The sequence below is a fragment of the Pseudomonas sp. B22(2017) genome, from assembly GCF_002113105.1.
Taxonomy (GTDB): domain Bacteria; phylum Pseudomonadota; class Gammaproteobacteria; order Pseudomonadales; family Pseudomonadaceae; genus Aquipseudomonas; species Aquipseudomonas asiatica.
Genome location: NZ_NEJN01000006.1, coordinates 66,719 through 88,751, shown reverse-complemented (window position 1 = coordinate 88,751; position 22,033 = coordinate 66,719). Strand labels below are relative to the sequence as shown.

17 protein-coding genes are annotated in these 22,033 nt (G+C 64.3%); 14 read left to right on the top strand and 3 right to left on the bottom strand.

The window, feature by feature from the left end:
* Positions 1-119 precede the first annotated feature (119 nt).
* The 8 genes from CAG18_RS14945 to dacB all read left to right on the top strand — a co-directional run bounded on the left by CAG18_RS14945 (position 120) and on the right by dacB (position 9,193).
* On the top strand, positions 120-434 hold the full coding sequence (locus CAG18_RS14945; protein ID WP_013971684.1) for a YqjD family protein: 315 nt from the start codon (positions 120-122) through the stop codon (positions 432-434).
* A gap of 9 nt (positions 435-443) precedes the next feature.
* A complete protein-coding gene (locus CAG18_RS14940) occupies positions 444-818 on the top strand; it encodes a phage holin family protein (RefSeq protein WP_013971683.1) in 375 nt (124 codons plus the stop codon).
* Entirely contained in the window at positions 815-1,144 is a 330-nt protein-coding gene (locus tag CAG18_RS14935) for a hypothetical protein (protein WP_085721119.1), read from the top strand. The genes CAG18_RS14940 and CAG18_RS14935 overlap by 4 nt, the downstream gene beginning before the upstream one ends.
* Positions 1,145-1,289: 145 nt before the next feature.
* Complete coding sequence (locus tag CAG18_RS14930; RefSeq protein WP_013971681.1) at positions 1,290-2,621, top strand: deoxyguanosinetriphosphate triphosphohydrolase; 1,332 nt, start codon at positions 1,290-1,292, stop codon at positions 2,619-2,621.
* A gap of 283 nt (positions 2,622-2,904) precedes the next feature.
* Positions 2,905-3,522, top strand: a complete 618-nt coding sequence (locus CAG18_RS14925) for a response regulator transcription factor (protein WP_015269505.1) — start codon at positions 2,905-2,907, stop codon at positions 3,520-3,522.
* Positions 3,523-3,530: 8 nt separating this feature from the next.
* On the top strand, positions 3,531-7,163 hold the full coding sequence (locus CAG18_RS14920; RefSeq protein ID WP_085721118.1) for an ATP-binding protein: 3,633 nt from the start codon (positions 3,531-3,533) through the stop codon (positions 7,161-7,163).
* A gap of 41 nt (positions 7,164-7,204) precedes the next feature.
* Positions 7,205-7,549, top strand: a complete 345-nt coding sequence (locus tag CAG18_RS14915) for a YggL family protein (RefSeq protein ID WP_004376110.1) — start codon at positions 7,205-7,207, stop codon at positions 7,547-7,549.
* 186 nt (positions 7,550-7,735) lie between these two features.
* The gene (gene dacB / locus CAG18_RS14910; protein ID WP_015269503.1) at positions 7,736-9,193 is read left to right on the top strand and encodes a D-alanyl-D-alanine carboxypeptidase/D-alanyl-D-alanine-endopeptidase; all 1,458 of its coding nucleotides are present in this window, start codon (positions 7,736-7,738) and stop codon (positions 9,191-9,193) included.
* Positions 9,194-9,323: 130 nt separating this feature from the next.
* On the opposite strand, the gene CAG18_RS14905 is transcribed toward dacB, so the two are convergent.
* Complete coding sequence (locus tag CAG18_RS14905) at positions 9,324-11,714, bottom strand: diguanylate cyclase (RefSeq protein WP_054573501.1); 2,391 nt, start codon at positions 11,712-11,714, stop codon at positions 9,324-9,326.
* Positions 11,715-11,808: 94 nt separating this feature from the next.
* Positions 11,809-14,001 (bottom strand): bifunctional 23S rRNA (guanine(2069)-N(7))-methyltransferase RlmK/23S rRNA (guanine(2445)-N(2))-methyltransferase RlmL, encoded by a 2,193-nt coding sequence (rlmKL, locus tag CAG18_RS14900; protein ID WP_085721117.1) that lies wholly within the window; start codon positions 13,999-14,001, stop codon positions 11,809-11,811.
* Positions 14,002-14,562: 561 nt separating this feature from the next.
* Between rlmKL and rmf the strand changes: the two genes are divergently transcribed.
* Positions 14,563-14,778 (top strand): ribosome modulation factor, encoded by a 216-nt coding sequence (gene rmf / locus CAG18_RS14895; RefSeq protein WP_003248687.1) that lies wholly within the window; start codon positions 14,563-14,565, stop codon positions 14,776-14,778.
* A 94-nt stretch (positions 14,779-14,872) separates the two neighbouring features.
* Here the strand turns inward: rmf and CAG18_RS14890 are convergent, their stop codons facing one another.
* Positions 14,873-15,898, bottom strand: coding sequence for a quinone-dependent dihydroorotate dehydrogenase (locus CAG18_RS14890; protein ID WP_015269500.1), 1,026 nt, complete (start codon positions 15,896-15,898; stop codon positions 14,873-14,875).
* Positions 15,899-16,178: 280 nt separating this feature from the next.
* On the opposite strand from CAG18_RS14890, the gene CAG18_RS14885 reads away from it, so the two are divergent.
* From CAG18_RS14885 to cobA, 5 genes are all read left to right on the top strand, one after another.
* Positions 16,179-17,393 carry a CmpA/NrtA family ABC transporter substrate-binding protein gene (locus tag CAG18_RS14885; protein ID WP_085721116.1) on the top strand — a complete coding sequence of 405 codons (1,215 nt, stop codon included), beginning with the start codon at positions 16,179-16,181 and terminating at the stop codon, positions 17,391-17,393.
* 12 nt (positions 17,394-17,405) lie between these two features.
* Positions 17,406-17,981 (top strand): ANTAR domain-containing response regulator, encoded by a 576-nt coding sequence (locus CAG18_RS14880; protein ID WP_085721115.1) that lies wholly within the window; start codon positions 17,406-17,408, stop codon positions 17,979-17,981.
* A 273-nt stretch (positions 17,982-18,254) separates the two neighbouring features.
* The gene (locus tag CAG18_RS14875) at positions 18,255-19,466 is read left to right on the top strand and encodes a NarK/NasA family nitrate transporter (RefSeq protein WP_054573503.1); all 1,212 of its coding nucleotides are present in this window, start codon (positions 18,255-18,257) and stop codon (positions 19,464-19,466) included.
* Positions 19,467-19,475: 9 nt separating this feature from the next.
* Positions 19,476-21,146 carry a bifunctional protein-serine/threonine kinase/phosphatase gene (locus CAG18_RS14870; RefSeq protein WP_085721114.1) on the top strand — a complete coding sequence of 557 codons (1,671 nt, stop codon included), beginning with the start codon at positions 19,476-19,478 and terminating at the stop codon, positions 21,144-21,146.
* Positions 21,147-21,173: 27 nt separating this feature from the next.
* Positions 21,174-21,914 (top strand): uroporphyrinogen-III C-methyltransferase, encoded by a 741-nt coding sequence (cobA, locus tag CAG18_RS14865; RefSeq protein WP_054573504.1) that lies wholly within the window; start codon positions 21,174-21,176, stop codon positions 21,912-21,914.
* Positions 21,915-22,033 lie beyond the last annotated feature (119 nt).

The following is a 22,033-nucleotide window of genomic DNA, read 5'->3' as shown; positions in this document are numbered from 1 at the left end:
CGACCAGGGCGCCCCGCAACGTGGCAAAGCCTTAGCAAGGCCCATACCAGCGCCGGTACTTGAACCTTCCGCGCGTGCTATTACTCGAACTACCAACACTCATCGACAGGGAGATACCCATGGCCAGCAAATCGGCAAAGACTGCACAAGAGATATTGATGGCTGACTTCCAGGCACTGGTCCGCGACACCGAGAAGCTGCTGGCCGACACTGCCAACCTGGCAGGCGACCAGGCTGACGAGTTGCGTGAACAGATCCACGACCGCCTGACCCAGGCCCGCGAAACCCTGCAACTGACCCAGGACTCGGTGCGGGAACGCGGCCAGGCAGCATTGAGCAGTGCCGAACAGTACGTGCAGGAAAAACCGTGGCAGGCGATCGGCATTGCCGCTGGTGTCGGCCTGTTGATCGGCCTGCTGGCCAACCGGCGCTGAGGGGTTTCCATGGAGAACGACGCCAACGGCGCCAGCGCCTCGGGCAAACGCCTGGGGGCGGCTGCCCTGGGGCTGCTGCACAGCCACATCGAACTGTTCGGCATCGAATTGCAGGAGCAGAAGGGCCGCACCTTGAGCCTGCTGCTGTTCGCCGGCCTCGCCCTGGTGTTCGCCCTGCTTCTGCTGACGGCGTTGTCCGGGCTGTTGCTGGTGCTGCTGTGGGATAGCTATCGCCTGGCCGGGATCATCGGCCTGTGCGTGTTCTACGGCATAGCCGCGCTGTATTGCGGCTTGCGCCTGAAGGCTGCGGTGTTCGACGAGTCGTCGCCCTTCGGCGCCACCCTTGAGGAACTTGCCAAGGACCGGGAGCGCCTGTTGCCATGAGCCTGCCAGAACTGCCAAACACCCGTAACCCGCGGGAACTGCGCAAGGCGCTGCTGCGCCTGCGCATGGAAATGCACCGCCAGGAAATCCGCCACGAGTCCGCGCAGTTGCTTGAGCCACTGCGCCGCGTGCGCGGCATGGGCAGCTCACTGCACGACGGGCTGGGCATCAAGCATGCGCCGCTGTGGGGGATTGGCGCCGTGGTGGCGCTGGGCTTCCTCACCGGCAAGGGCGTGCGCAGCGGCAACCTGGCGCGGCTGTTGCGCCTGGGCACCAGCCTGCTGCCGTTGCTGCGCCTTTACCTGCAAGGCAGACGCCGCCCCTGACCATCGCAATCCTTGTAGGAGCAGCCTTGTGCTGCGAAGAGGCCGGGAGCGGCAAGGAATTTGTATCGATCAAACGGACCTCTTCGCAGCACAAGGCTGCTCCTACAGGATATGCTGCTGCCTTCGACCTACAGGAGACCGCGCCTTGGACTGGCACACCCTGCTCACCCGCGAACGCCTGGGCAAAGCCCTGTACAGCGCCGATGAACTCGGGCGCAGCCCCTTCCACAAAGACCACGACCGCATCATCTTCTCCGGTGCCTTTCGCCGCCTCGGGCGCAAGACCCAGGTGCACCCGGTTTCGAGCAACGACCATATCCATACACGCCTGACCCACTCGCTGGAAGTCAGCTGCGTCGGCCGCTCGCTGGGCATGCGCGTCGGCGAAACCCTGCGTGACAGCCTGCCGGACTGGTGCGCCCCCAGCGACCTGGGGATGATCGTGCAGTCGGCCTGCCTGGCCCATGACATCGGCAACCCACCGTTCGGCCACTCTGGCGAAGACGCCATCCGGCACTGGTTCCAGCAGGCGGCCGGGCGTGGCTGGCTGGACGACATGAGCGACGACGAGCGCGCCGACTTCCTCAACTTCGAAGGTAACGCCCAAGGCTTTCGCGTACTCACCCAACTGGAGTACCACCAGTTCGACGGCGGTACCCGGCTGACCTATGCCACCCTCGGCACTTACCTGAAGTACCCGTGGAGCGCACGCCACGCCGACGCCCTGGGCTACAAGAAGCACAAGTTCGGCAGTTACCAGAGCGAACTGCCGCTGCTCGAGCAGATCGCCCGCAAGCTCGGCCTGCCGCAACTGGAACACCAGCGCTGGGCGCGCCACCCGCTGGTCTACCTGATGGAGGCTGCAGATGACATCTGCTACGCGCTGATCGACCTGGAAGACGGCCTGGAAATGGAGCTGCTGCAATACGCCGAAGTCGAAGCACTGCTGCTCGATCTGGTCGGCGATGACCTGCCGGAAACCTACCGCCAGCTCGGCCCTGGCGATTCCCGGCGGCGCAAGCTGGCGATCCTGCGCGGCAAGGCCATCGAGCACCTGACCAACGCTGCCGCCCGTGCCTTCGTCGAGCAGCAGCAGGCCTTGCTGGCCGGGCAGCTGGCGGGCGACCTGGTCGAACACATGCACGGCCCGGCCAAGCGCTGCGTGCTGCAGGCCAAGGACATGGCACGCAACAAGATCTTCCAGGACAAGCGCAAGACCCTGCACGAGATCGGCGCTTACACCACGCTGGAAATCTTGCTGAACACCTTCTGCGGGGCCGCCCTCGAGCAGCACGGTGGACGCACGCCCTCGTTCAAGAGCCGCCGGGTACTGGACCTGATCGGCAACAATGCCCCCGACCCACACGGCTCGCTGCACAGCGCCTTCCTGCGCATGATCGACTTCATCGCGGGGATGACCGACAGCTATGCCAGTGAAATGGCCCGGGAAATGACCGGGCGCTCCAGCCCGACCTGAGCCCTGCCGGTGCAGCCCGGACATCGCCCGTAGCTGCACCGCACATTGTGGGAAACTTCCTACATATACTGGCGACAAGTTAAACGTCACGAATAAAAGTAAATGAAAAGTTACCAATCACGCTTTGACAATGAATTAAACGCGCTTATTTCGTAGCCCGAATTGTTTTATCTTGTAAGCCATTTCCCATATAGGGCTAATAGCCCTTCCTCGCATGCCCGATGACTTTCAACTGCGATAAGGTGCCGCCTGTCACCCTCAATCGCCCGCAGGGAAGTTGAACATGCATTCCATATTTATCGTCGACGACCATCCCGTCATCCGCCTGGCCGTTCGTATGTTGCTGGAAAACCAGAATTACAAGATTGTCGGCGAGTCGGACAACGGCGTGGACGCCATGCAGATGATTCGCGAAGCCGCCCCAGACCTGGTCATCCTCGACATCAGCATCCCCAAACTGGACGGGCTGGAGGTGCTTGCCCGGTTCCAGGCCATGGCCTTGCCCCTGAAGGTACTGGTACTGACCGCGCAATCTCCCGCATTGTTTGCCGTACGCTGCATGCACTCGGGTGCTGCAGGCTATGTGTGCAAGCAGGAGGACCTGAGCGAACTGCTCAGTGCAGTAAAGGCCGTGCTGGCTGGTTACAACTATTTCCCCAGCCAGGCAATCAAGCATAACCAGGCGGTAGATGCCGACCTGCAACTTTTCCGTCAGGTTAATGACCGCGAACTGATGGTGCTGCAACTATTCGCCCAGGGCCGCAGCAACAAGGAAATTGCCAAGGGCATGTTCCTCAGCAGCAAGACCGTCAGTACCTACAAGAAGCGCCTCATGCACAAACTTCAGGTCAATACGCTGGTCGATCTGATTGAAATGGCCAAACGCAACGCGCTGGTCTGAGGGTAGTCATGGCGCACAGTATCGCTCGCCTACTGCTCACCCTGCTCCTGTTCAGCGGCGTGGCACAGGCTACCCATCACGAGGCTTCATCCTATACCTTGCTGGCACGCTCATCGGCCAGGCCGGCATTACCAGCGCTCACGGACGAACAACGGCAATGGCTCGAAGGCCGTCAGGAACTGGTGCTGGGTACCTCGGCACCAGACTACCCGCCGTTCGACATCACCAGTGGGGGCCGCGACTACCAGGGCCTTACCGCCGAGTACGCAAGCCTGATCGGCAAGGCCCTGCAGTTGCCCGTGCGGGTGCTGCGCTTTTCCAGCCGGCAAGCGGCGGTCGAGGCGCTCCGGCAGGGCGATATCGACCTCCTTGGCAGCTCCAACGGCTACGAAGCGGCCAGCGATGGCCTGGCCCTGTCGGCCCCCTATGCCATCGACCAACCGGTGCTGGTAACGCGCGAGGACGAAAGCCGGGCGCTGGACACGGGCCTGGGCGGCATGCGCCTGGGCATGCTCTACCATTACCTGCCCCGGCAGGAGGTGAACAGCGCCTACCCCAAGGCCGAGCTTCTGGCCTTCGGCTCGTCCAGCCAGGCCCTGAGTGCCGTGGCGTTCGGCCAGGCCGACGTGTTCATCGGTGATACCATTTCCACCCACTACCAGCTCAATCGCGGCCACCTGCCGCGCCTGCGCATGGCCAGTTTCGGCAAGCACGAGGCCATCGGCTTCGGTTTTGCCCTGCGCCGCGAGGACAGGGTCCTGATGGATCTGGTGAACGCCACCCTGGACAGACAGACCTCGGCCATACGCGCCAGCATCTTCAAGCGCTGGAGCGCTGGTAGCGACCTGCTGCTGACCGACCGCAAGCTGCAACTGACCGACACCGAAGAACAATGGCTGAAAGACCACCCGGTGATGCGCGTTGCAATCGATGACACCGCTGCACCGGTCTCCTATTTCGACGGCTCGGGGCATTTTCGCGGCATCACCGCCGACCTGCTCGAGCTCCTTCGCCTGCGCACCGGCTTGCGCTTCGAAGTGCAGCGCGCCAGCGGCCTTGCCGACATGATTGCCCGCCTCAAGGATGGCCGCGCCGATGTCATTGCCGCACTGGCCAGCGGCGGGATGAACGAAGACGACCTGCAAATCAGCCAACCCTACCTGGAAAGCGCCTATGTGCTGGTCAGCCGCAAGGACAAACAACCCTTCACCTCGCTGGAACAGCTGCAGGGTCATCGCATCGCCATTACCCGCTACAGTGCCATGGACGCCATGCTGTCGCGGCACTATCCGCAAATCGGCTGGGTCGAGACCGAAAGCTCGTTCTATTCCATGGCGTTGCTCAACAGTGGTGCCGTCGATGCGGTGATCACCACCTTGATCGACGCCAACCACGCCCTGGCTGGCAATCCCGAACTGGTCATCCGGGCCACCGTCGGCAGCGAACCCGCCACCTTCGCCATGGCCACCAGCGCCCCGTCACAAGCGCTGGTGTCGATCCTCGACAAGGCGCTGCTGAGCATCTCGCCGGAAGAACTGGGGGTCATCAACAACCGTTGGCGCGGCTTCAGCCTGCACGAGGATGGCAACGACCACGGCTACCGCCGGCTGGCGATACAGGTGGTACTGGGCACCGCCGTGCTGTTGCTGCTGGCCTTGTTGTGGAATGCCCGCCTGCGCCTGCAGATTCGCCAGCGGCAACGCGCCGAACGGGCGCTGAACGACCAGTTGGCGTTCATGCGCGCCCTCCTCAACGGCACGCCCCACCCCATGTACGTGCGTGATCGCGAGGGCCGACTGCAAAGCTGCAACTACAGCTACCTGGAAGCCGTGCAGGCCCGCTCCGAGGAGGTCATCGGCAAAAACCTGGAGGGGAGCCTGTTCGCCGATTACGAGCAGACCCGGCAGATCCACGCCGATTATCTGAAGGTGATGGCCGAAGGCTCGCCGCTGATCATGGACCGGCCACTTCGGATCCAGGGCCGGGAGATGACCATCTACCACTGGATTCTGCCGTACCGCGACTCACTGGGTGAGGTGCAGGGCATCATCGGTGGCTGGATCGACATCAGCGAGCGCCGCCATCTGGTCATGGAGCTGCGCCAGGCCAAGCAGCAGGCCGATGATGCGAACCGCGCCAAAAGCACGTTCCTGGCCACCATCAGCCACGAAATCCGCACCCCGATGAATGCCGTCATCGGCATGCTCGAGCTGGCAGTCAAGCGCGCCGACCAAGGCCGTGTAGATCGCTGTGCGCTGGAGCTGGCCCACCATTCGGCCAAGGACCTGCTGGGCCTGATCGGCGATATCCTCGACATTGTGCGCATCGAGTCCGGGCATTTGTCCCTCGCCCCGGAGGCCGTCGACCTGGCGGCCCTGGTCGAGTCGGTGGGGCGCATTTTCGAGGGCCAGGCCCGGCAGAAAGGCCTGGCCCTGGAGGTGATCATCGCACCGGCCGCCCGCTGCCATGCCCTGCTCGACCCCCTGCGTTTCAAGCAAGTCCTGTCCAACCTGGTAAGCAACGCCATCAAGTTCACCGAGCATGGCCAGGTGCGCATATGCGTCGGCCTGGTGGACGACGGCAGCACTACCCCCGCAGTGCTGGACCTGGAAGTGCGCGACAGTGGCATCGGTATCCACGCCGACGACCTGCAGCGCCTGTTCAACCCGTTCATCCAGGCCAACCCGCATAGCCAGAGCGCCCGTGCAGGTACCGGGCTGGGCCTGGCCATCTGTCGCAACCTGTGCGAGATGATGGGCGGCAGCCTGACCATAAAGAGCCTGGAGGATGTCGGCACCCAGGTGCGCCTGAAGATGCCGCTGCAGCGGGTTGACGCAGCAGCGCAGCCGGCCCCGCTGATCGAAAACCTCGACGTGCCCGACCCACGGCTGAGCGTGCTGGTGATCGACGACCACCCGGCCAACCTGCAACTGATGGCACAGCAGCTTGGCTACCTGGGGCTTGAGCACACCAGCGCCCAAGACGGTCGCGAAGGCCTGGCTACCTGGCGGGCGGGCGACTTCGATGTGCTGGTGCTCGACTGCAACATGCCGCACATGAACGGTTACCAGCTGGCCACTGCCGTACGTACCGAGGAACGCCATGGCAAGCGGCAGCGCTGCACCATTCTCGGCTACACCGCCAACGCACAGCCGGAGGTACGCCGCAAGTGCCTGAGCGCCGGCATGGACGACTGCCTGCTCAAGCCCATCAGCCTGGGCACGCTCAGCCAGCGTCTTGCCAGTATCCGCCCACGCCGCCAGCAGAAACCGCGCCGCAAGCTCTATAACCTGGACGGCCTGGCGACGGTGGTCGGGCATGACCCGAACGATCGCCAGCGTTTCCTGCAGGCGTTGCAGCAGAGCCTGCAGGCCGACCTGGCCACCTTGATGGCATTGCATCCGCAGCATGACAGCAATGCCATTGCCGAACAGGCGCACAAGGTGCTCAGTGCCGCGCGGATGCTGGAAGCCCCCGAGCTGATGAAAGCTTGCGAAGCCCTCGAGGCAAGCGGCTTGCCTACCACCCAGTTACGCCTGCGGCGCCAGGCACTGGCGCGGCATATGTGCCGGGTAGAACGTGCCCTGGCCAGGGAACTGGCCACAGGTACCTGCACACAGGCAGGCAGCCAGGCGTGTTAACTGGTAGACTGCGCGGCGTTATTACCTAAGAGGATTGTTTCATGGCCACAAACCGCTCCCGTCGTCTGCGCAAGAAGCTGTGTGTCGACGAGTTTCAGGAATTGGGCTTCGAGCTGAACCTGGAATTCAAGGAAGATCTGGATGACCAGGCAATCGATGCTTTCCTCGACGCGTTCCTGGCAGAAGCCATGGACGCCAATGGCCTGGACTATGTAGGCGGTGACGATTTCGGCCTGGTGTGCTCGGTCAAACGCGGCTCGGTCAGCGAAGAACAGCGTGCAGCCGTTGAAGCCTGGCTCAAAGGCCGTAGCGAACTGACCAAGATCGAGGTCAGCCCGCTGCTGGACGCCTGGTACCCGGAAAAGCCGATCAACAAGGCCGAGTAATACCGGCCCGGCTCGATCGCTGAAAAGGCCACCCTCAGGGGTGGCCTTTTTTATTGGGGGTGCTTTTCCGTCGAACGTGGCGCATCGTCGCTGCGCTTGGGGCATAATGCGTATTCTTTCACCCTGGGGCCATCATTCCTTACAGCCCCAATGCCCTTTTCCCTCGCCGTAGGGTATTTATCGATCATGATCAAAACGCTTCGTCCCCTCGTTCTTGCCGGCCTGCTGTTGCCACTCGCCCTGCCCAGCCAGGCCGCCGCCGTCAACACCACGCTGCCTGCCAAGGTGCAGCAGGCCCTCAAGGCCAACAAGCTGCAGGATTCTGCCCTGTCGCTGGTGATGCTGCCGCTTGACGGCCCCGGCACACCGACCATGTTCAATGCCGATGTCTCGGTCAACCCGGCCTCGACCATGAAGCTGGTCACCACCTACGCCGCCCTCGAATTGCTCGGCCCGACCTTCCAGTGGAAAACCGAGTTCTACACCGACGGCACCCTGAGCAACGGTGTACTCAACGGTAACCTGTACCTCAAAGGTGGCGGCGACCCGAAACTGAACATGGAAAAGCTGTGGCTGCTGATGCGTGACCTGCGCGCCAATGGCGTGCGCACCATCACCGGCGACCTGGTGCTGGACCGCAGCCACTTCGTGCAGCCCAACCTGCCGCAGTTCAACGACGACGGTGGCGATGAGAACAAGCCGTTCCTGGTCAAGCCCGACTCGCTGCTGGTCAACCTCAAGGCCCTGCGCTTCGTGGCCCGCAACGATGGCGGCAAGGTCACCATCGCGGTCGAACCGCCGATTGCCAGCATCCGTATCGACAACCAGGTCAAGGCGGTGGCCTCCAAACAGTGCTCGGGTGATGTGCGTTACAACCCGGTGCAGCAGGCCGATGGCATCAGCGTAACGGTCAGCGGCCAGCTGGGTGACGGCTGCAACTCGCAGACCTACCTGTCGCTGCTCGACCACCAAACGTACGCCGCCGGTGCCGTGCGCGCGATCTGGAACGAGCTGGGTGGCAGCATCCAGGGTGGCGACCGCTTCGAGAACGTGCCCAAGGGCGCTCGCCTGCTGGCCCGTGCCTTCTCGCCAGACCTGGTGGAAGTGATCCGCGACATCAACAAGTACAGCAACAACACCATGGCCCAGCAGCTGTTCCTGAGCCTTGGCGCGCAGTTCCGCACCGATGCCGACGGTGACGACGCCCGCGCCGCCCAGCGCGTGGTGCGCCAGTGGCTGGCGAAGAAGGGCATTACCGCGCCGCACCTGGTGATGGAAAACGGTTCCGGCCTGTCGCGTGCCGAACGGGTCAGCACCCGGGAGATGGCCGCGATGCTGCAGGCTGCCTGGAAGAGCCCTTATGCTGCCGAGTTCATGAGCTCGATGCCGCTGGTGGGTATGGATGGCACCATGCGCAAGCGCCTGAAGCGTACCGCCATGACCGGCGAAGGGCACATCAAGACTGGCACGCTGAATACCGTGCGGGCAATTGCCGGCTTCAGCCGCGACAGCAACGGCCATACCTGGGCGGTGGCGGCGATCCTCAACGATCCGAAACCGTGGGGCGCCTCGCAGGTGCTCGACCAGGTGCTACTGGACCTGTACCGCCAGCCGAAACTGGCCGGCAGCACTGCGGCCAACTGATCGTTAGCCGGTACCGGCCTCTTCGCGGCTAAAGCCGCTCCTACATGTACAGTGCAGGGTTCAAGACCTGTGATGTCCCTGTGGGAGCGGCTTTAGCCGCGAACGGGCCGGCATTGGCAACTGAAAGCTGTCAGGCCAACTCCCCCTCTACCCGGTCACGCCCGGCCTGCTTGGCCGCATACACGCCTGCATCGGCCCGCAACAGCAAGGCATCGGCCCCTTCCCCCGGTCGCCAACCCGCCACACCAAAACTCGCGGTCACCCTGCCCACGCCTTCCACTGGCACATTGCGCACCCCATGCCACAGTTCCAGCGCCAGCAGCCGCGCTTGCTCGGCATCGCTCCCCGGGCACAGCACCATGAATTCCTCGCCGCCCAACCGGCAGAAAACATCGGTACGGCGCAAACGCTGGCTGATGCGCAGGCACAGGCTGCGCAGCACGCGATCGCCGACAGCATGGCCAAAATGGTCGTTGATGCGCTTGAAGTGATCGATATCGAGCATGATGACCGCCAGTGCCTGGCCATCGCGCTGGGCCCGTTCCAGCTCGAGCTTGAGCCGCTCCTGAAAGTAACGGCGATTATGGATGCCGGTCAGCGAATCGGTCACCGACAGCGCCCGCAACTCTTCCTCCACACCCTTGAGGTCGGAGATATCGGTCAGGTAGCCATGCCACAACGTGCAGCCCTGCTCGCCCACCTCCGGTGTCGCCTCGCCACGCACCCAACGCAGCCCGGCACGCGGCAGGCAGACCCGATATTCTTCACGCCAGGGCGACAGGTGTTCGGCCGAGTAACGCACCGAGCGGCGCACGCGCTCGAGGTCATCCGGGTGGATGCGCTCGAACACCGCCGTGGCATCCTCGCGCAATTGCTGCAGATCGACTTCGTAGATGTCGTACAGGCCCTTGCTGGCGTACGGAAAACAGGAATGGCCGTTGCCATCCAGGCGGTACTGGTAGATGCCGCCCGGCACCTCGGCACTGAGTTTTTCCAGAAGGCGGTCACGCGCCGCCAGCGCCTCATGCACCCGACGCCGTTCAGTGACATCGATGCAGATCGCCAGGTAACCGATCCATAACCCCTGCTCATCGAGCATGGCGGTGACCAGCATGTTGGCCACCAGTTGGCTGCCATCGGCGCGCAACAAGGTCCACTCCCCCGGCTCGGCACCATGCTCCTGCACCGTTTCGGCAAACATGGCCTGGCCACCTGCAATCGGCCGGCCGAAACGCAGGCTCAAGGCATGGGCACGCAGGCTCAACTCCTCGGGCAACACCAGGTCCTCCAGGCGCAGCTTGCCGATTGCCTCGCTGGCCGGGTAACCGAGCATGCGCTCGGCACCGGCGTTGAAGGTGCTGACCAAGCCCTTGAGGTTGGTGGCGATGATCGCCACCTGGGTTGCGGCATCCAGCACGCTGCGCAGTTGGTTATGGGTACCACGCAGTGACTGCTCGCTGACCCGTAGCTCGGCGGTACGCTGCTCTACCAGGGCCAAGGCGCGCTGGCGCTGGCTGAACAGGCTGTAGAGCAACACACTGAGCAGCAGGCTCAACAAGCCGCCCAGCAGGCTTACCGCCAGCACCGCGGAGGAGCGGTTGGCGCGCACGAAGGCCAGGCTCGGCCGGATACTCAGCTGGAAGTGGTGGTCAGCCAGGTGCAACAACTGGTTGATGGCCAGCGGCAGAGGTGCGACCGGGTTCTGTGAATCGAACATCACCTCAGGGCCATGCAGCCCGGTGGGGTCGACGATACGCACCACCAGGTTATCGTCTGCCGTAACCGGGCGCCCGTCACTGACCAGTTCACGCATGCTCAGCAGGGCCATCACATAGCCCATTGCCGCGCCGCGGGGGTTGGCATCGGAAAACACTGGCGCCACCATCAGCAGGCCACGCGCATCCGAGCTGGTATCGAACATGGGCAGTGGCTCGGACACCGCCATGCTGCCGGGCCCCAGCGCCCGCGCCAGTGCCGCCAAGGGCACTTCCTGGCCGGCGAGGTCCAGACCATAGGGCAGCCCGGGCAATTCACCCGACTGGGTATAGAGTACCGGGAAGTAATGGTCGCGCTGGGGGGATGGGTGCCACTGGCCTTGTTCATCCTGGTCGCGGATCACATAGCCCGGGCCGAAATGCACACTGGCCTGGCGCTCGAACTCGGCGCGTTGCGCGGCCTCGACACGCGGCGCCCAGGCGTAGGCCAGGGTCCGCTGCAGCAATGGCCGGGCGTAGCCGTCGAACTCGTGTGGGGTGATTTCGTTGGAAAAGCTGAAAAACCGCCGCAGCCCGTCCAGGCGCTGCTGCTGTTCATCAAACCGCTCGGCGATACGGCTGAAACGCTCGCTGGCCAGCAGCTCGAAGCGCTGGCGCAGTTGCTGCTTGTAGAAGGTTTGCGTGGCTAACGCCAGGACGGCCGTCAACAGGCCACCCACGATCAGGGCGACCACGGCCACCGCCCAGGCGGACACTGCCTCTGTGCACAGGCCAAGCAACCGCGCACGCACGCCACCCTTTGACATACACCCATCTCGTCACGTCAGCGTCCTGCGGATTATCTTGCCCTGCCCTCAGTTATAGCTATTGGCCATTAGCCGCGCAATGTACCTCGTCGCCTCAACGAAGCTGCAGACGCCAGGCACGATGGATACGGTTATTGCGCGCGAAGTCCGGGTCCAGGGTCTGGGCCGTGATCTCTTCCACCGCATAACGCGCCATCAGGTGCTCGTCCAACTGGAACTTGCGGAAGTTGTTGGAGAAATACAGCACGCCACCCGGCGCCAGGCGGGCCATGGCCAGGTCCAGCAGTTGCACGTGGTCACGCTGCACATCGAACACGCCTTCCATGCGCTTGGAGTTGGAGAAGGTCGGCGGGTCGATGAAGATCAGGTCATAGCTGTCGCGGTTGCCTTCCAGCCAGGCCATCACATCGCCCTGCTCCAGGCGGTTGCGCTCGGAGAAGCCATTGAGCGCCAGGTTGCGTCGCGCCCAGTCCAGGTAGGTTTTCGACAGGTCGACGCTGGTGGTGCTGCGCGCGCCGCCCTTGGCCGCGTGCACGGTGGCCGTGGCGGTGTAGCAGAACAGGTTGAGGAAGCGTTTGCCGGCTGCTTCGCGCTGGATGCGCATGCGCATCGGGCGATGGTCCAGGAACAGGCCCGTGTCGAGGTAGTCGGTGAGGTTGACCAGCAGCTTTACGCCGCCTTCGTTCACTTCCTGGAAGCGGCCTTCGGTCGCCTGGCGCTCGTACTGGCGCGTGCCGCTCTGCCGCTCGCGACGCTTGAGCACCACACGCTGCGGCGAAATGCCCAGGGCCTGCGGGATGGCTGCCAGCGCGTCAAGCAGGCGTGCCTGGGCCTTGTCCGGGTCGACCGAACGTGGCGCGGCGTATTCCTGCACATGCACCCAGTCCTGGTACAGGTCGACCGCCAGGGCATATTCGGGCATGTCGGCGTCGTACAGGCGGTAGCAATCGACCTGCTCGCGGCGGGCCCACTTGCCCAGTTGCTTGAGGTTTTTCTGCAGGCGGTTGGCGAACATCTGCGCCCCTTCCGACAGGCGCGCCGGCTCGCTGGCCGGTGCTACCTGCTGGCGGGCTTCCGCGCCTTCAGGCTGCACCTCGCGGCGCTCGCCGGTAACGAACTGGTCGGGCTGCACCTTGAACAGCAGCAGCTTGCACGGCAAGGCGCCGTTCCAGAACGCGTACTGCTTGTGGCTGCGAATACCCATGCGCTTGCCCAGCTGCGGCGCGCCGGTGAACACCGCCGCCTCCCAGCCCATGCAGGCCTGGCGCAGACGCTCGCCGAGGTTCTGGTAGAGGTACAGCAGGCTGGCTTCGTCACCCAGGCGCTCGCCATAGGGCGGGTTGCTGATGACAAGGCCTTTCTGGTTCTGGTCAGGGCGCGGCTCGAAGGTACTGACCTCGCCCTGGTAGATCTTCACCCAGTCGCCCAGGCCGGCACGCTCGACGTTGTTGCGGCCTGGCTGGATCAACCGCGGGTCGGCCTCGTAGCCACGGATCCACAGTGGTGGCTTGGCCAGACCGGCCTGTGCCCGCGCCTGCGCCTCGTCATGCACCTTGCGCCACAATGCCGGTACGTGGCCGAGCCAGGCACTGAAGCCCCAGCGCTCACGCTTGAGGTTGGGCGCGATATCGGCGGCGATCATCGCCGCTTCGACCAGGAAGGTACCCACACCGCACATCGGGTCGGCCAGCGCGCCACCTTCGGCGGCAATGCGCGGCCAGCCGGCGCGGATGAGTACCGCCGCCGCCAGGTTTTCCTTCAGCGGCGCGGCGCCTTGCTGCAGGCGGTAGCCACGCTGGTGCAGGCTGTGCCCGGAAAGGTCGAGCGAGAGAATGGCTTCGCCACGGTCCAGACGCAGGTGCACGCGCACATCAGGGTCGATCTTTTCCACCGACGGGCGCAGGCCTTCACGGTTGCGCAGCTTGTCGACGATCGCGTCCTTGACCTTCAACGCACCGAAGTGGGTGTTGTCGATGCCCGAGCCATGGCCGCTGAACTCAACTGCCAGGGTGCCGTCGGCTGTCAGGTGATCGGCCCAGTCGACCGCGTGCACGCCGTCGTAGAGGTCGTCGGCGTTCTTCATGGAGAAGCGCTTGAGTACCAGCAGCACCCGGTTGGCCAGGCGTGACCAAAGGCACAGGCGGTAGGCGGTTTCCATGTCGGCGGCGCCGCGAATGGCCGAGGTGTGCTCGCGCACGTCATCCAGGCCGAGGCCCCGCGCCTCTTCGGCAAGCAGGCCTTCCAGGCCTTTAGGGCAAGTGAGGTAAAGTTCGAAACGGTCCGACATGAGTAATCCAGCGCCTTGGGCTATTTGACTGACGGGGCGACGCATCGCCCCGCGATGTTTGCCCGCACACCTTTCCAGCAGGCGTGCGGGTGGCCCTTCCCGACACGCGAGCGTGCGATGAAAGGCCGGGCCGCCTGACCGATCTGTGCTTGGCCCAGTGGCAAAGACAGCTTAGATCATCAGGCAGTATGAAAAATTCTGGCGATACCAGGACCAATGTGACCCTTCGTCGCATTTCAAATTATTTCTGTCATCCGCAAGCAACGCTGGCGAAATGACGTCAATGATCGGCAAACCCTGATCATAGCGGGCTCAACGCTAAACAAGGTTGAGTCGCATTTATTTACTTATCCCCTCACCCTTGGAAAGGTTACGTGCTTATGACAAATCGATCATTCACACCGTGACTCGCATTCGATAGAACTGGTCTCAGGCCACTTCGCAACGAGGTGGCACTTTCAGCTCGCCACGCCGGCAGCGAGCGCACACCGGCAGAAAGACTCTGCCCGGCCTCGGAGAGGCCGACGGGACATTACAGTCAACAAGTGAGGGCAACACCCTATGAGAAGACTTAAGCGTGATCCGTTGGAAAGAGCATATTCACGTGGCTACCAATACGGGGTCACCGGCAAATCCCGCGAACTTTGCCCCTTCAATCTTCCTTCTGTTCGCCAAGCCTGGATCAACGGCTGGCGTGAAGGTCGCGGTGATAACTGGGACGGAATGACTGGCACCGCTGGCATCCATAGACTCAACGAAAATCACGCCGTTGGCTGAACGAGGACACTGAATTCGATTCACCATGCACGCCCTATCCGGGCGGCGGGCGAAGGCCCAGGGGCCCCTTGATGGGGCCCTTTTTTATTGCCCATCAAACCCGTGGCATTGCCGCGATAGCGTCCACCGCCTCGCGAATCAGCGCCGGCCCTTTATAGATGAAGCCGGAGTAGATCTGCACCAGGCTCGCCCCGGCAGCGATCTTCTCGGCGGCATGGCGGCCTTCGGTAATGCCGCCAGCGGCAATGATCGGCAGCTTGCCGCCCAGCTCACCCGCCAGCACCTTGACGATATGGGTGCTCTTTTCCAGCACCGGCGCACCCGACAGGCCACCCGCCTCGCCACCGTACGGCAGGCCTTCGACACCTTCACGGCCCAGCGTGGTATTGGTGGCGATCACCGCATCCATGCCCGACTCGATCAGCGCCGCGGCCACCAGGGCGGTTTCTTCGTCGCTCATGTCCGGGGCAATCTTGATTGCCAGAGGTACGCGCTTGCCATGCGTGCCGGCCAGTTGCTCGCGGCGCACGGCCAGGGCATCGAGCAGTTGCTTGAGCGAATCGCCGAACTGAAGGCTGCGCAGGCCCGGGGTGTTCGGCGAACTGACGTTGACCGTGATGTAACTGGCCTCGGTGTACACCTTGTCCAGGCAGATCAGGTAGTCATCGACGGCACGCTCCACCGGGGTGTCGAAATTCTTGCCGATGTTGATGCCCAACACACCGTTGTAACGCGCAGCCCGTACCCGGCCGAGCAGGTGATCAACGCCCAGGTTGTTGAAGCCCATGCGGTTGATGATGGCCGTTGCCTCTGGCAGGCGGAACAGCCGCGGCTTGGGGTTGCCCGGCTGTGGACGCGGGGTGACGGTGCCGATTTCGACGAAGCCGAAGCCCAGCTGGGCGAAACCGTCGATGGCCGCGCCGTTCTTGTCCAGGCCGGCCGCCAGGCCCACCGGGTTGGCGAAGTTCAAGCCCATGACCGTAACCGGCAAAGCCGCCGGCTGCTTGCACAGCATGCCGTTGAGGCCGAGACGGCCACCGGCGCCGATCAGGTCCAGGGACAGGTCGTGGGAGGTTTCCGGGGAAAGCTTGAACAGCAGCTGGCGGGCCAGGGTATACATGGGCGGGCAAGGCTCGGGGTGAATGAGGGGGCGATTATAGCCAGCGTGGGGCCGGCATGACAGCAAATCGTGGGGCTGCTGCGCAGCCCATCGCCGGCAAGCCAGCTCCCACAGGTACAACACAAGGGCTGAAACCTGTGCTGTATCTGTGGGAGCTGGCTTGCCGGCGATGAGGCCAATGCAGGCGGCACAGGGCAGTTGCTCCACAGGGATGCTGCCAGATGGCACATCGGTTGCACCGGAAAAGCCCACAGCCTTATCAGTACGGGCGAGGAACCTTGTGAACACTGCACCCCGAGCAACGCCCCTGGCCTGGGTCAACGGCAGCGACGCGCCGGAAAAGCCCAGCCTGAACATCGGCTACATGGCCCTGACCGACTGCGCCTCGGTGGTAGTCGCCGCCACCCAAGGCTTCGCCCAGCAGCACGGCCTTACCCTCAACCTCAAGCGCCAGGGCTCCTGGGCCGGGCTGCGCGACAAGCTGGTCAGCGGCGAACTGGATGCGGCGCACTGCCTGTATGGCCTGGTGTACGCCGTGCACCTGGGCATCGGCGGTGTACCGGCCAGCGCCATGGCCGTGCTCATGGGGCTGAACCAGAACGCCCAGGCCATAAACCTGTCCCCGGCCCTGCAGCGCAAAGGCGTGACCAACCCTGAAGCACTGGCGCGCCTGGTGCACCAGCATGGCGCACGCCTCACCTTCGCCCAGACCTTCCCCACCGGTACCCACGCCATGTGGCTGTATTACTGGCTGGCCAGCCAGGGCATCCACCCATTGCGCGACGTCGACAGCGTGGTGGTACCACCGGCGCAAATGGCTGCGCATATCCAGGCCGGGCGCATCGACGGTTTCTGCGTGGGCGAACCCTGGGCTGCCGATGCAGTGGCCACGGGTCAGGGCTTCACCCTGGCCACCAGCCAGTCGATCTGGCCGGACCACCCGGAAAAGGTCCTGACCTGCGCCCGCGCCTTTGCCGAGCAATACCCCAACAGCGCCCGCGCGCTGATCAAGGCGGTACTCGCCGCCAGCCGCTTCATCGAGCAAAGTCCGGAAAACCGCCGCAGCACTGCGCAACTGCTCAGCAGCAGCGCCTACGTGGACACTCCGCTGGCAAGTATCGAGCCGCGACTGCTCGGCAGCTACCACGATGGCCTGGGTAATCACTGGCAAGACCCGCACGCCCTGCGCCTGCACGATCACGGCCGGGCCAACCTGCCGTACCTGTCCGACGGCATGTGGTTCATGACCCAGTTCCGCCGCTGGGGCTTGCTGCGCGATGACCCCGACTACCTCGGCGTGGCGCGCCAGGTCCAGCAACTGGCACTGTATGGCGAGGCGGCACAAAGCCTCGGCGTGGCCTGCCCCGAGCAGCCGATGCGCAGCAGCCTGCTCATAGATGGCAGCCGCTGGGACGGCAGCGACCCCTACGGCTATGCCCGCAGCTTCAGCCTGCATGCGCTGGGCGACCTGCCCGATGCCCGTGTCGGCGCGTGAGGGGGACCATTCATGTTGCGCATCCTGCTGATCGACGACACCCAGAGCAAACTCGGCCGCCTCAAGGCGGCCTTGAGCGAGGCCGGCTTCGAGGTCATCGAAGCCCCAGGCCTGACCATCGACCTGCCCGCCTGCGTCGAAACGGTGCGCCCGGACGTGGTGCTTATCGATACCGACTCACCGGACCGCGATGTGATGGAACAGGTGGTCCTGGTCAGCCGTGACCAGCCACGGCCAATCGTGCTGTTCACCGACGAGCACGACCCCGGGGTGATGCGCCAGGCGATCCAGGCAGGGGTTAGCGCCTACATCGTCGAAGGCATCCATGCCGCGCGGCTGCAACCGATCCTGGATGTGGCCATGGCCCGCTTCGAAAGTGACCAGGCGCTGAAGGCGCAGCTGCTTGCGCGGGACCAGCAACTGGCTGAACGCAAGCGCATCGAGCAGGCCAAGGGTTTGCTGATGAAGATGAAGGACTGCAACGAAGAACAGGCCTACACCCTGATGCGCCGCCAGGCCATGAGCCGGCAGCAGAGGCTGATCCAGGTGGCCGAGCAGATCATTGCCATGCACGAGATGCTGGGGTGATGGAACTGGCATGAAATTTTTGTTGTTTGTGAGACCGAGCGCCGCCCGCGCGGCGGCGCTCGGTCTCACAGGCAACAAAACTGTCATGTCAGCCCCTGCCAACAGTTGCCCCCATCTCTTGAGTTGGCCCATCTCTTGCTGAACAAATATCACCGGTAGCCAACGGCGGTTGCCCCACTTAATCCCCGACAAAGACGTCGCTCTCCCCTCCACCTACGTGGAGCGGGTAGCGGCGTCTTTTTCGTTCCGTTGCATTGCCGAGTGAGGTGTTCGATGAGTACCAGCTTCTGGAAATCCGGGCATGTGCCCACGCTGTTCGCCGCGTTCCTGTACTTCGACCTCAGCTTCATGGTCTGGTACCTGCTTGGCCCATTGGCGGTGCAGATTGCCGCCGATCTGCAGCTGAGTGCACAACAACGGGGCCTGATGGTGGCCACGCCGATCCTGGCCGGGGCGATCCTGCGCTTCGCCATGGGCGTGCTGGTCGACCGCCTGTCGCCCAAGACCGCCGGGCTGATCGGCCAGGTGGTGGTCATCGTCGCCCTCGCCGCTGCCTGGCACCTGGGCGTGCGCAGCTATGAACAAGCGCTGCTGCTGGGCGTGTTCCTCGGCTTTGCCGGCGCTTCGTTCGCTGTGTCACTGCCGCTGGCCTCGCAATGGTACCCGCCACAGCACCAAGGCAAAGCCATGGGCATTGCAGGTGCCGGCAACTCCGGCACAGTGTTCGCCGCCCTGCTGGCCCCGGCGCTGGCTGCGGGCTTTGGCTGGAACAACGTGTTCGGCTTCGCGCTGATCCCGCTGTCGCTGGCCCTGTTGGTGTTCGCCCTGCTGGCACGCAATGCTCCGCAGCGGCCCAAGCCAAAAGCCATGGCCGACTACCTCAAGGCCCTGGGCGACCGTGACAGCTGGTGGTTCATGTTCTTCTACAGCGTCACCTTCGGCGGCTTCATCGGCCTGGCCAGCGCCCTGCCCGGCTATTTCAGCGACCAGTATGGCCTGAGCCCGGTCACCGCCGGCTACTACACCGCTGCCTGCGTGTTCGCCGGCAGCCTGATGCGCCCGCTCGGCGGCGCCCTGGCCGACCGCTTCGGCGGCATCCGCACCCTGCTGGGCATGTACAGCGTGGCGGCCATCTGCATCGCTGCAGTCGGCTTCAACCTGCCTAGCGCCGCCGCCGCACTGGCCCTGTTCGTCAGCGCCATGCTCGGCCTGGGGGCCGGCAATGGCGCGGTGTTCCAGCTTGTGCCGCAACGCTTCCGCCAGGAGATCGGCGTGATGACCGGGCTGATCGGCATGGCCGGCGGCATCGGAGGCTTCCTGCTGGCCGCCGGGCTTGGCACCATCAAGCAGCACACCGGTGATTACCAACTGGGGCTGTGGCTGTTCGCCAGCCTGGGCTTGCTGGCCTGGTTCGGCCTGCACGGCGTGAAACAGCGCTGGCGCACCACCTGGGGCTCGGCTGCGGTTACCGCGGCACGGGTCTGAGGCACAGCCATGAGCCTGCAACTGAACTTTGCCCAGGCCAGCGCCACCGGGCCGCGCGAGGAAAACCAGGACGCCCTGCGCCTGGTTACCCCGGCGCCGGAGCTGGCCGCCAGCAAAGGCTACCTGTTCGCCCTCGCCGACGGCGTCAGCCAATGTGCCGATGGCGGCCTGGCAGCCCGTGCCAGCCTGCAGGCGCTGGCCCTGGACTACTACGCCACCCCCGCGACCTGGAGCGTGGCCCAGGCACTGGACCGCCTGCTGCTGGCGCAAAACCGCTGGCTGCGCGCCCAAGGCAGTGGCCAGCCACTGCTGACCACCCTCAGCGCGCTGGTGCTGCGCGGCCGACGCTTTACCCTGGCCCATGTGGGAGACTGCCGCGTGTACCGCTGGCACGCCGGGCGCCTGCAATGCCTGAGCGAAGATCACGTATGGGACCAGCCTGGCATGCAGCATGTACTGAAGCGCGCGCTGGGCCTGGACCAGCACCTGCTGGTGGATTACCTGGAAGGCGAGCTGCAGCCGGGCGAGAGCTTCCTGTTGTTGAGCGATGGCGTATGGTCCAGCCTGGGCGACCAGCACATCCAGGCGGTGCTGCGCGAGCAACCCGACCTGCAACTGGCCGTCGATACCCTGGTCGCCAGCGCGCACCTGAACGGCAGCCAGGACAACGCCAGTGCCTTGCTGGTGCAGGTCGAGCAATTGGGCACTGCCAACCTGGGTGACACCCTGGCGCAACTGCAGCAATGGCCGGTGCCCGGCCCATTGCGTGAAGGCCAGGTAATCGATGGCTGGCAAGCCGAAAAGCTGCTTTCGCAAAGCCGCCAGTCGCTGCTGTACCGGGTGCGCGATGGTCAGGGCCGAGCCTGGCTGCTGAAGACACTGCCACCCGCGCGCGGGCAGGAGCCCGGTGCGGCGCAAGGGCTGTTGCTGGAAGAATGGTTCCTGCGCCGGGTCGCTGGCCGGCACTTCCCCGAGCTGCACACCGCCAGCCAGCGCCAGCACCTATATTACGTGATGCGCGAATACCCCGGCCAGAGCCTGGCGGCGCTGCTGGCCGAGCATGGCCCGCTGCCCATGCCGCAGTGGCTGGAGCTGGCCCGGCAACTGTTGCAGGCGGTCGGCGTACTGCACCGGCGCAACCTGCTGCACCGCGACATCAAGCCAGAGAACCTGCACCTGGGCAGCGATGGCCAGCTGCGCCTGCTGGACTTCGGCCTGGCCTACTGCCCGGGCCTGTCCGAAGACCCGCTGCACGAGTTGCCGGGTACGCCGTCATACATTGCCCCGGAAGCGTTCGACGGCCAGCCGCCCAACCCACGCCAGGACCTGTATGCCGTGGGTGTGACGTTGTATCACCTGCTGACCGGGCATTACCCCTACGGCGAGGTGGAGGCCTTCCAGCGCCCACGCTTCGGCCAGCCGGTCAACGCCGCGCGCTACCGCCCTGACCTGCCGGAATGGCTGCAGCACAACCTGCAGCAGGCACTGGCAGCCGACCCGGCGCAGCGCTTCGAAACCGCCGAACACTGGCTACTGCTGCTCGAACGTGGCGACCGCCAGGAACTGCCTAGCCGGCCCCGGCCGTTGCTGGAGCGCGAACCGTTGAAGGTCTGGCGCACCCTGGCCCTGCTGTCCTTGCTGTTCAACCTGATATTGCTGCTCACCCTGCTCAAGGGCTGAACGCACCTTGCCGATGAGGAAACCCTGATGAATGCGAAAGTCTGGCTGGTTGGTGCTGGTCCTGGCGACCCCGAACTGCTCACCCTCAAGGCTGTACGCGCATTGCAGCAAGCCGCTGTGGTGATGATCGACGACCTGGTCAACCCGGCGGTGCTGGAGCATTGCCCACAGGCCCGGGTGATTGCCGTGGGCAAGCGCGGCGGCTGCCGCTCCACACCGCAGGCATTCATCCAGCGCCTGATGCTGCGCCATGCGCGGCAAGGGCGCTGCGTGGTCCGGCTCAAGGGCGGCGACCCGTGCATCTTCGGCCGTGGCGGTGAAGAGGCGCTGTGGCTGCAGGGGCATGGCATCGAGGTAGAAGTGGTCAATGGCATTACCGCCGGCCTGGCCGGCGCCACGCAATGCGGGATTTCCCTGACCTCACGGGGTGTGAGCCGGGGCGTGACGCTGGTCACGGCACATACCCAGGACGACAGCGAACTGAACTGGGCGGCCTTGGCCCAGGGCGGGACGACCCTGGTGGTGTACATGGGCGTGGCCAGGCTGGAGCAGGTGCGCCAAGGGTTACTGGACGGGGGCATGGCACCGGCGACGCCGGTGGCGATGATCGAGAATGCCTCGTTGCCGCAGCAGCGGGAATGCAGGAGCGATGTGCGGGGGATGGTCGAGGATGCGCGGGGGTTTGGCTTGCGTAGCCCGGCGATTTTGGTGATTGGGGAGGTGGTTGGGGAACAGCAGGCCCTGGGGCTGATCGCAGTCGCGGGCTGAACGCCATCCCTGTAGGAGCAGCCTTGCGCTGCGAAGAGGCCGGTAAGGGCAATGGTATTCTGTTGCTGTAATGGCCTCTTCGCAGCGCAAGGCTGCTCCTACAGGCATTGTGCAGGCTT

What these genes read in the sequence shown, in the direction of transcription:
- CAG18_RS14935 (WP_085721119.1), top strand. Translation starts at nt 815, where the DNA reads ATGAGCCTGCCAGAACTGCCAAACACCCGTAACCCGCGGGAACTGCGC.
- rmf (WP_003248687.1), top strand. Translation starts at nt 14,563, where the DNA reads ATGAGAAGACTTAAGCGTGATCCGTTGGAAAGAGCATATTCACGTGGC.
- CAG18_RS14875 (WP_054573503.1), top strand. Translation starts at nt 18,255, where the DNA reads ATGAGTACCAGCTTCTGGAAATCCGGGCATGTGCCCACGCTGTTCGCC.
- dacB (WP_015269503.1), top strand. Translation starts at nt 7,736, where the DNA reads ATGATCAAAACGCTTCGTCCCCTCGTTCTTGCCGGCCTGCTGTTGCCA.
- CAG18_RS14915 (WP_004376110.1), top strand. Translation starts at nt 7,205, where the DNA reads ATGGCCACAAACCGCTCCCGTCGTCTGCGCAAGAAGCTGTGTGTCGAC.
- rlmKL (WP_085721117.1), bottom strand. Translation starts at nt 14,001, where the DNA reads ATGTCGGACCGTTTCGAACTTTACCTCACTTGCCCTAAAGGCCTGGAA.
- CAG18_RS14880 (WP_085721115.1), top strand. Translation starts at nt 17,406, where the DNA reads ATGTTGCGCATCCTGCTGATCGACGACACCCAGAGCAAACTCGGCCGC.
- CAG18_RS14870 (WP_085721114.1), top strand. Translation starts at nt 19,476, where the DNA reads ATGAGCCTGCAACTGAACTTTGCCCAGGCCAGCGCCACCGGGCCGCGC.
- CAG18_RS14940 (WP_013971683.1), top strand. Translation starts at nt 444, where the DNA reads ATGGAGAACGACGCCAACGGCGCCAGCGCCTCGGGCAAACGCCTGGGG.
- CAG18_RS14925 (WP_015269505.1), top strand. Translation starts at nt 2,905, where the DNA reads ATGCATTCCATATTTATCGTCGACGACCATCCCGTCATCCGCCTGGCC.
- CAG18_RS14890 (WP_015269500.1), bottom strand. Translation starts at nt 15,898, where the DNA reads ATGTATACCCTGGCCCGCCAGCTGCTGTTCAAGCTTTCCCCGGAAACC.
- CAG18_RS14905 (WP_054573501.1), bottom strand. Translation starts at nt 11,714, where the DNA reads ATGTCAAAGGGTGGCGTGCGTGCGCGGTTGCTTGGCCTGTGCACAGAG.
- cobA (WP_054573504.1), top strand. Translation starts at nt 21,174, where the DNA reads ATGAATGCGAAAGTCTGGCTGGTTGGTGCTGGTCCTGGCGACCCCGAA.
- CAG18_RS14945 (WP_013971684.1), top strand. Translation starts at nt 120, where the DNA reads ATGGCCAGCAAATCGGCAAAGACTGCACAAGAGATATTGATGGCTGAC.
- CAG18_RS14920 (WP_085721118.1), top strand. Translation starts at nt 3,531, where the DNA reads ATGGCGCACAGTATCGCTCGCCTACTGCTCACCCTGCTCCTGTTCAGC.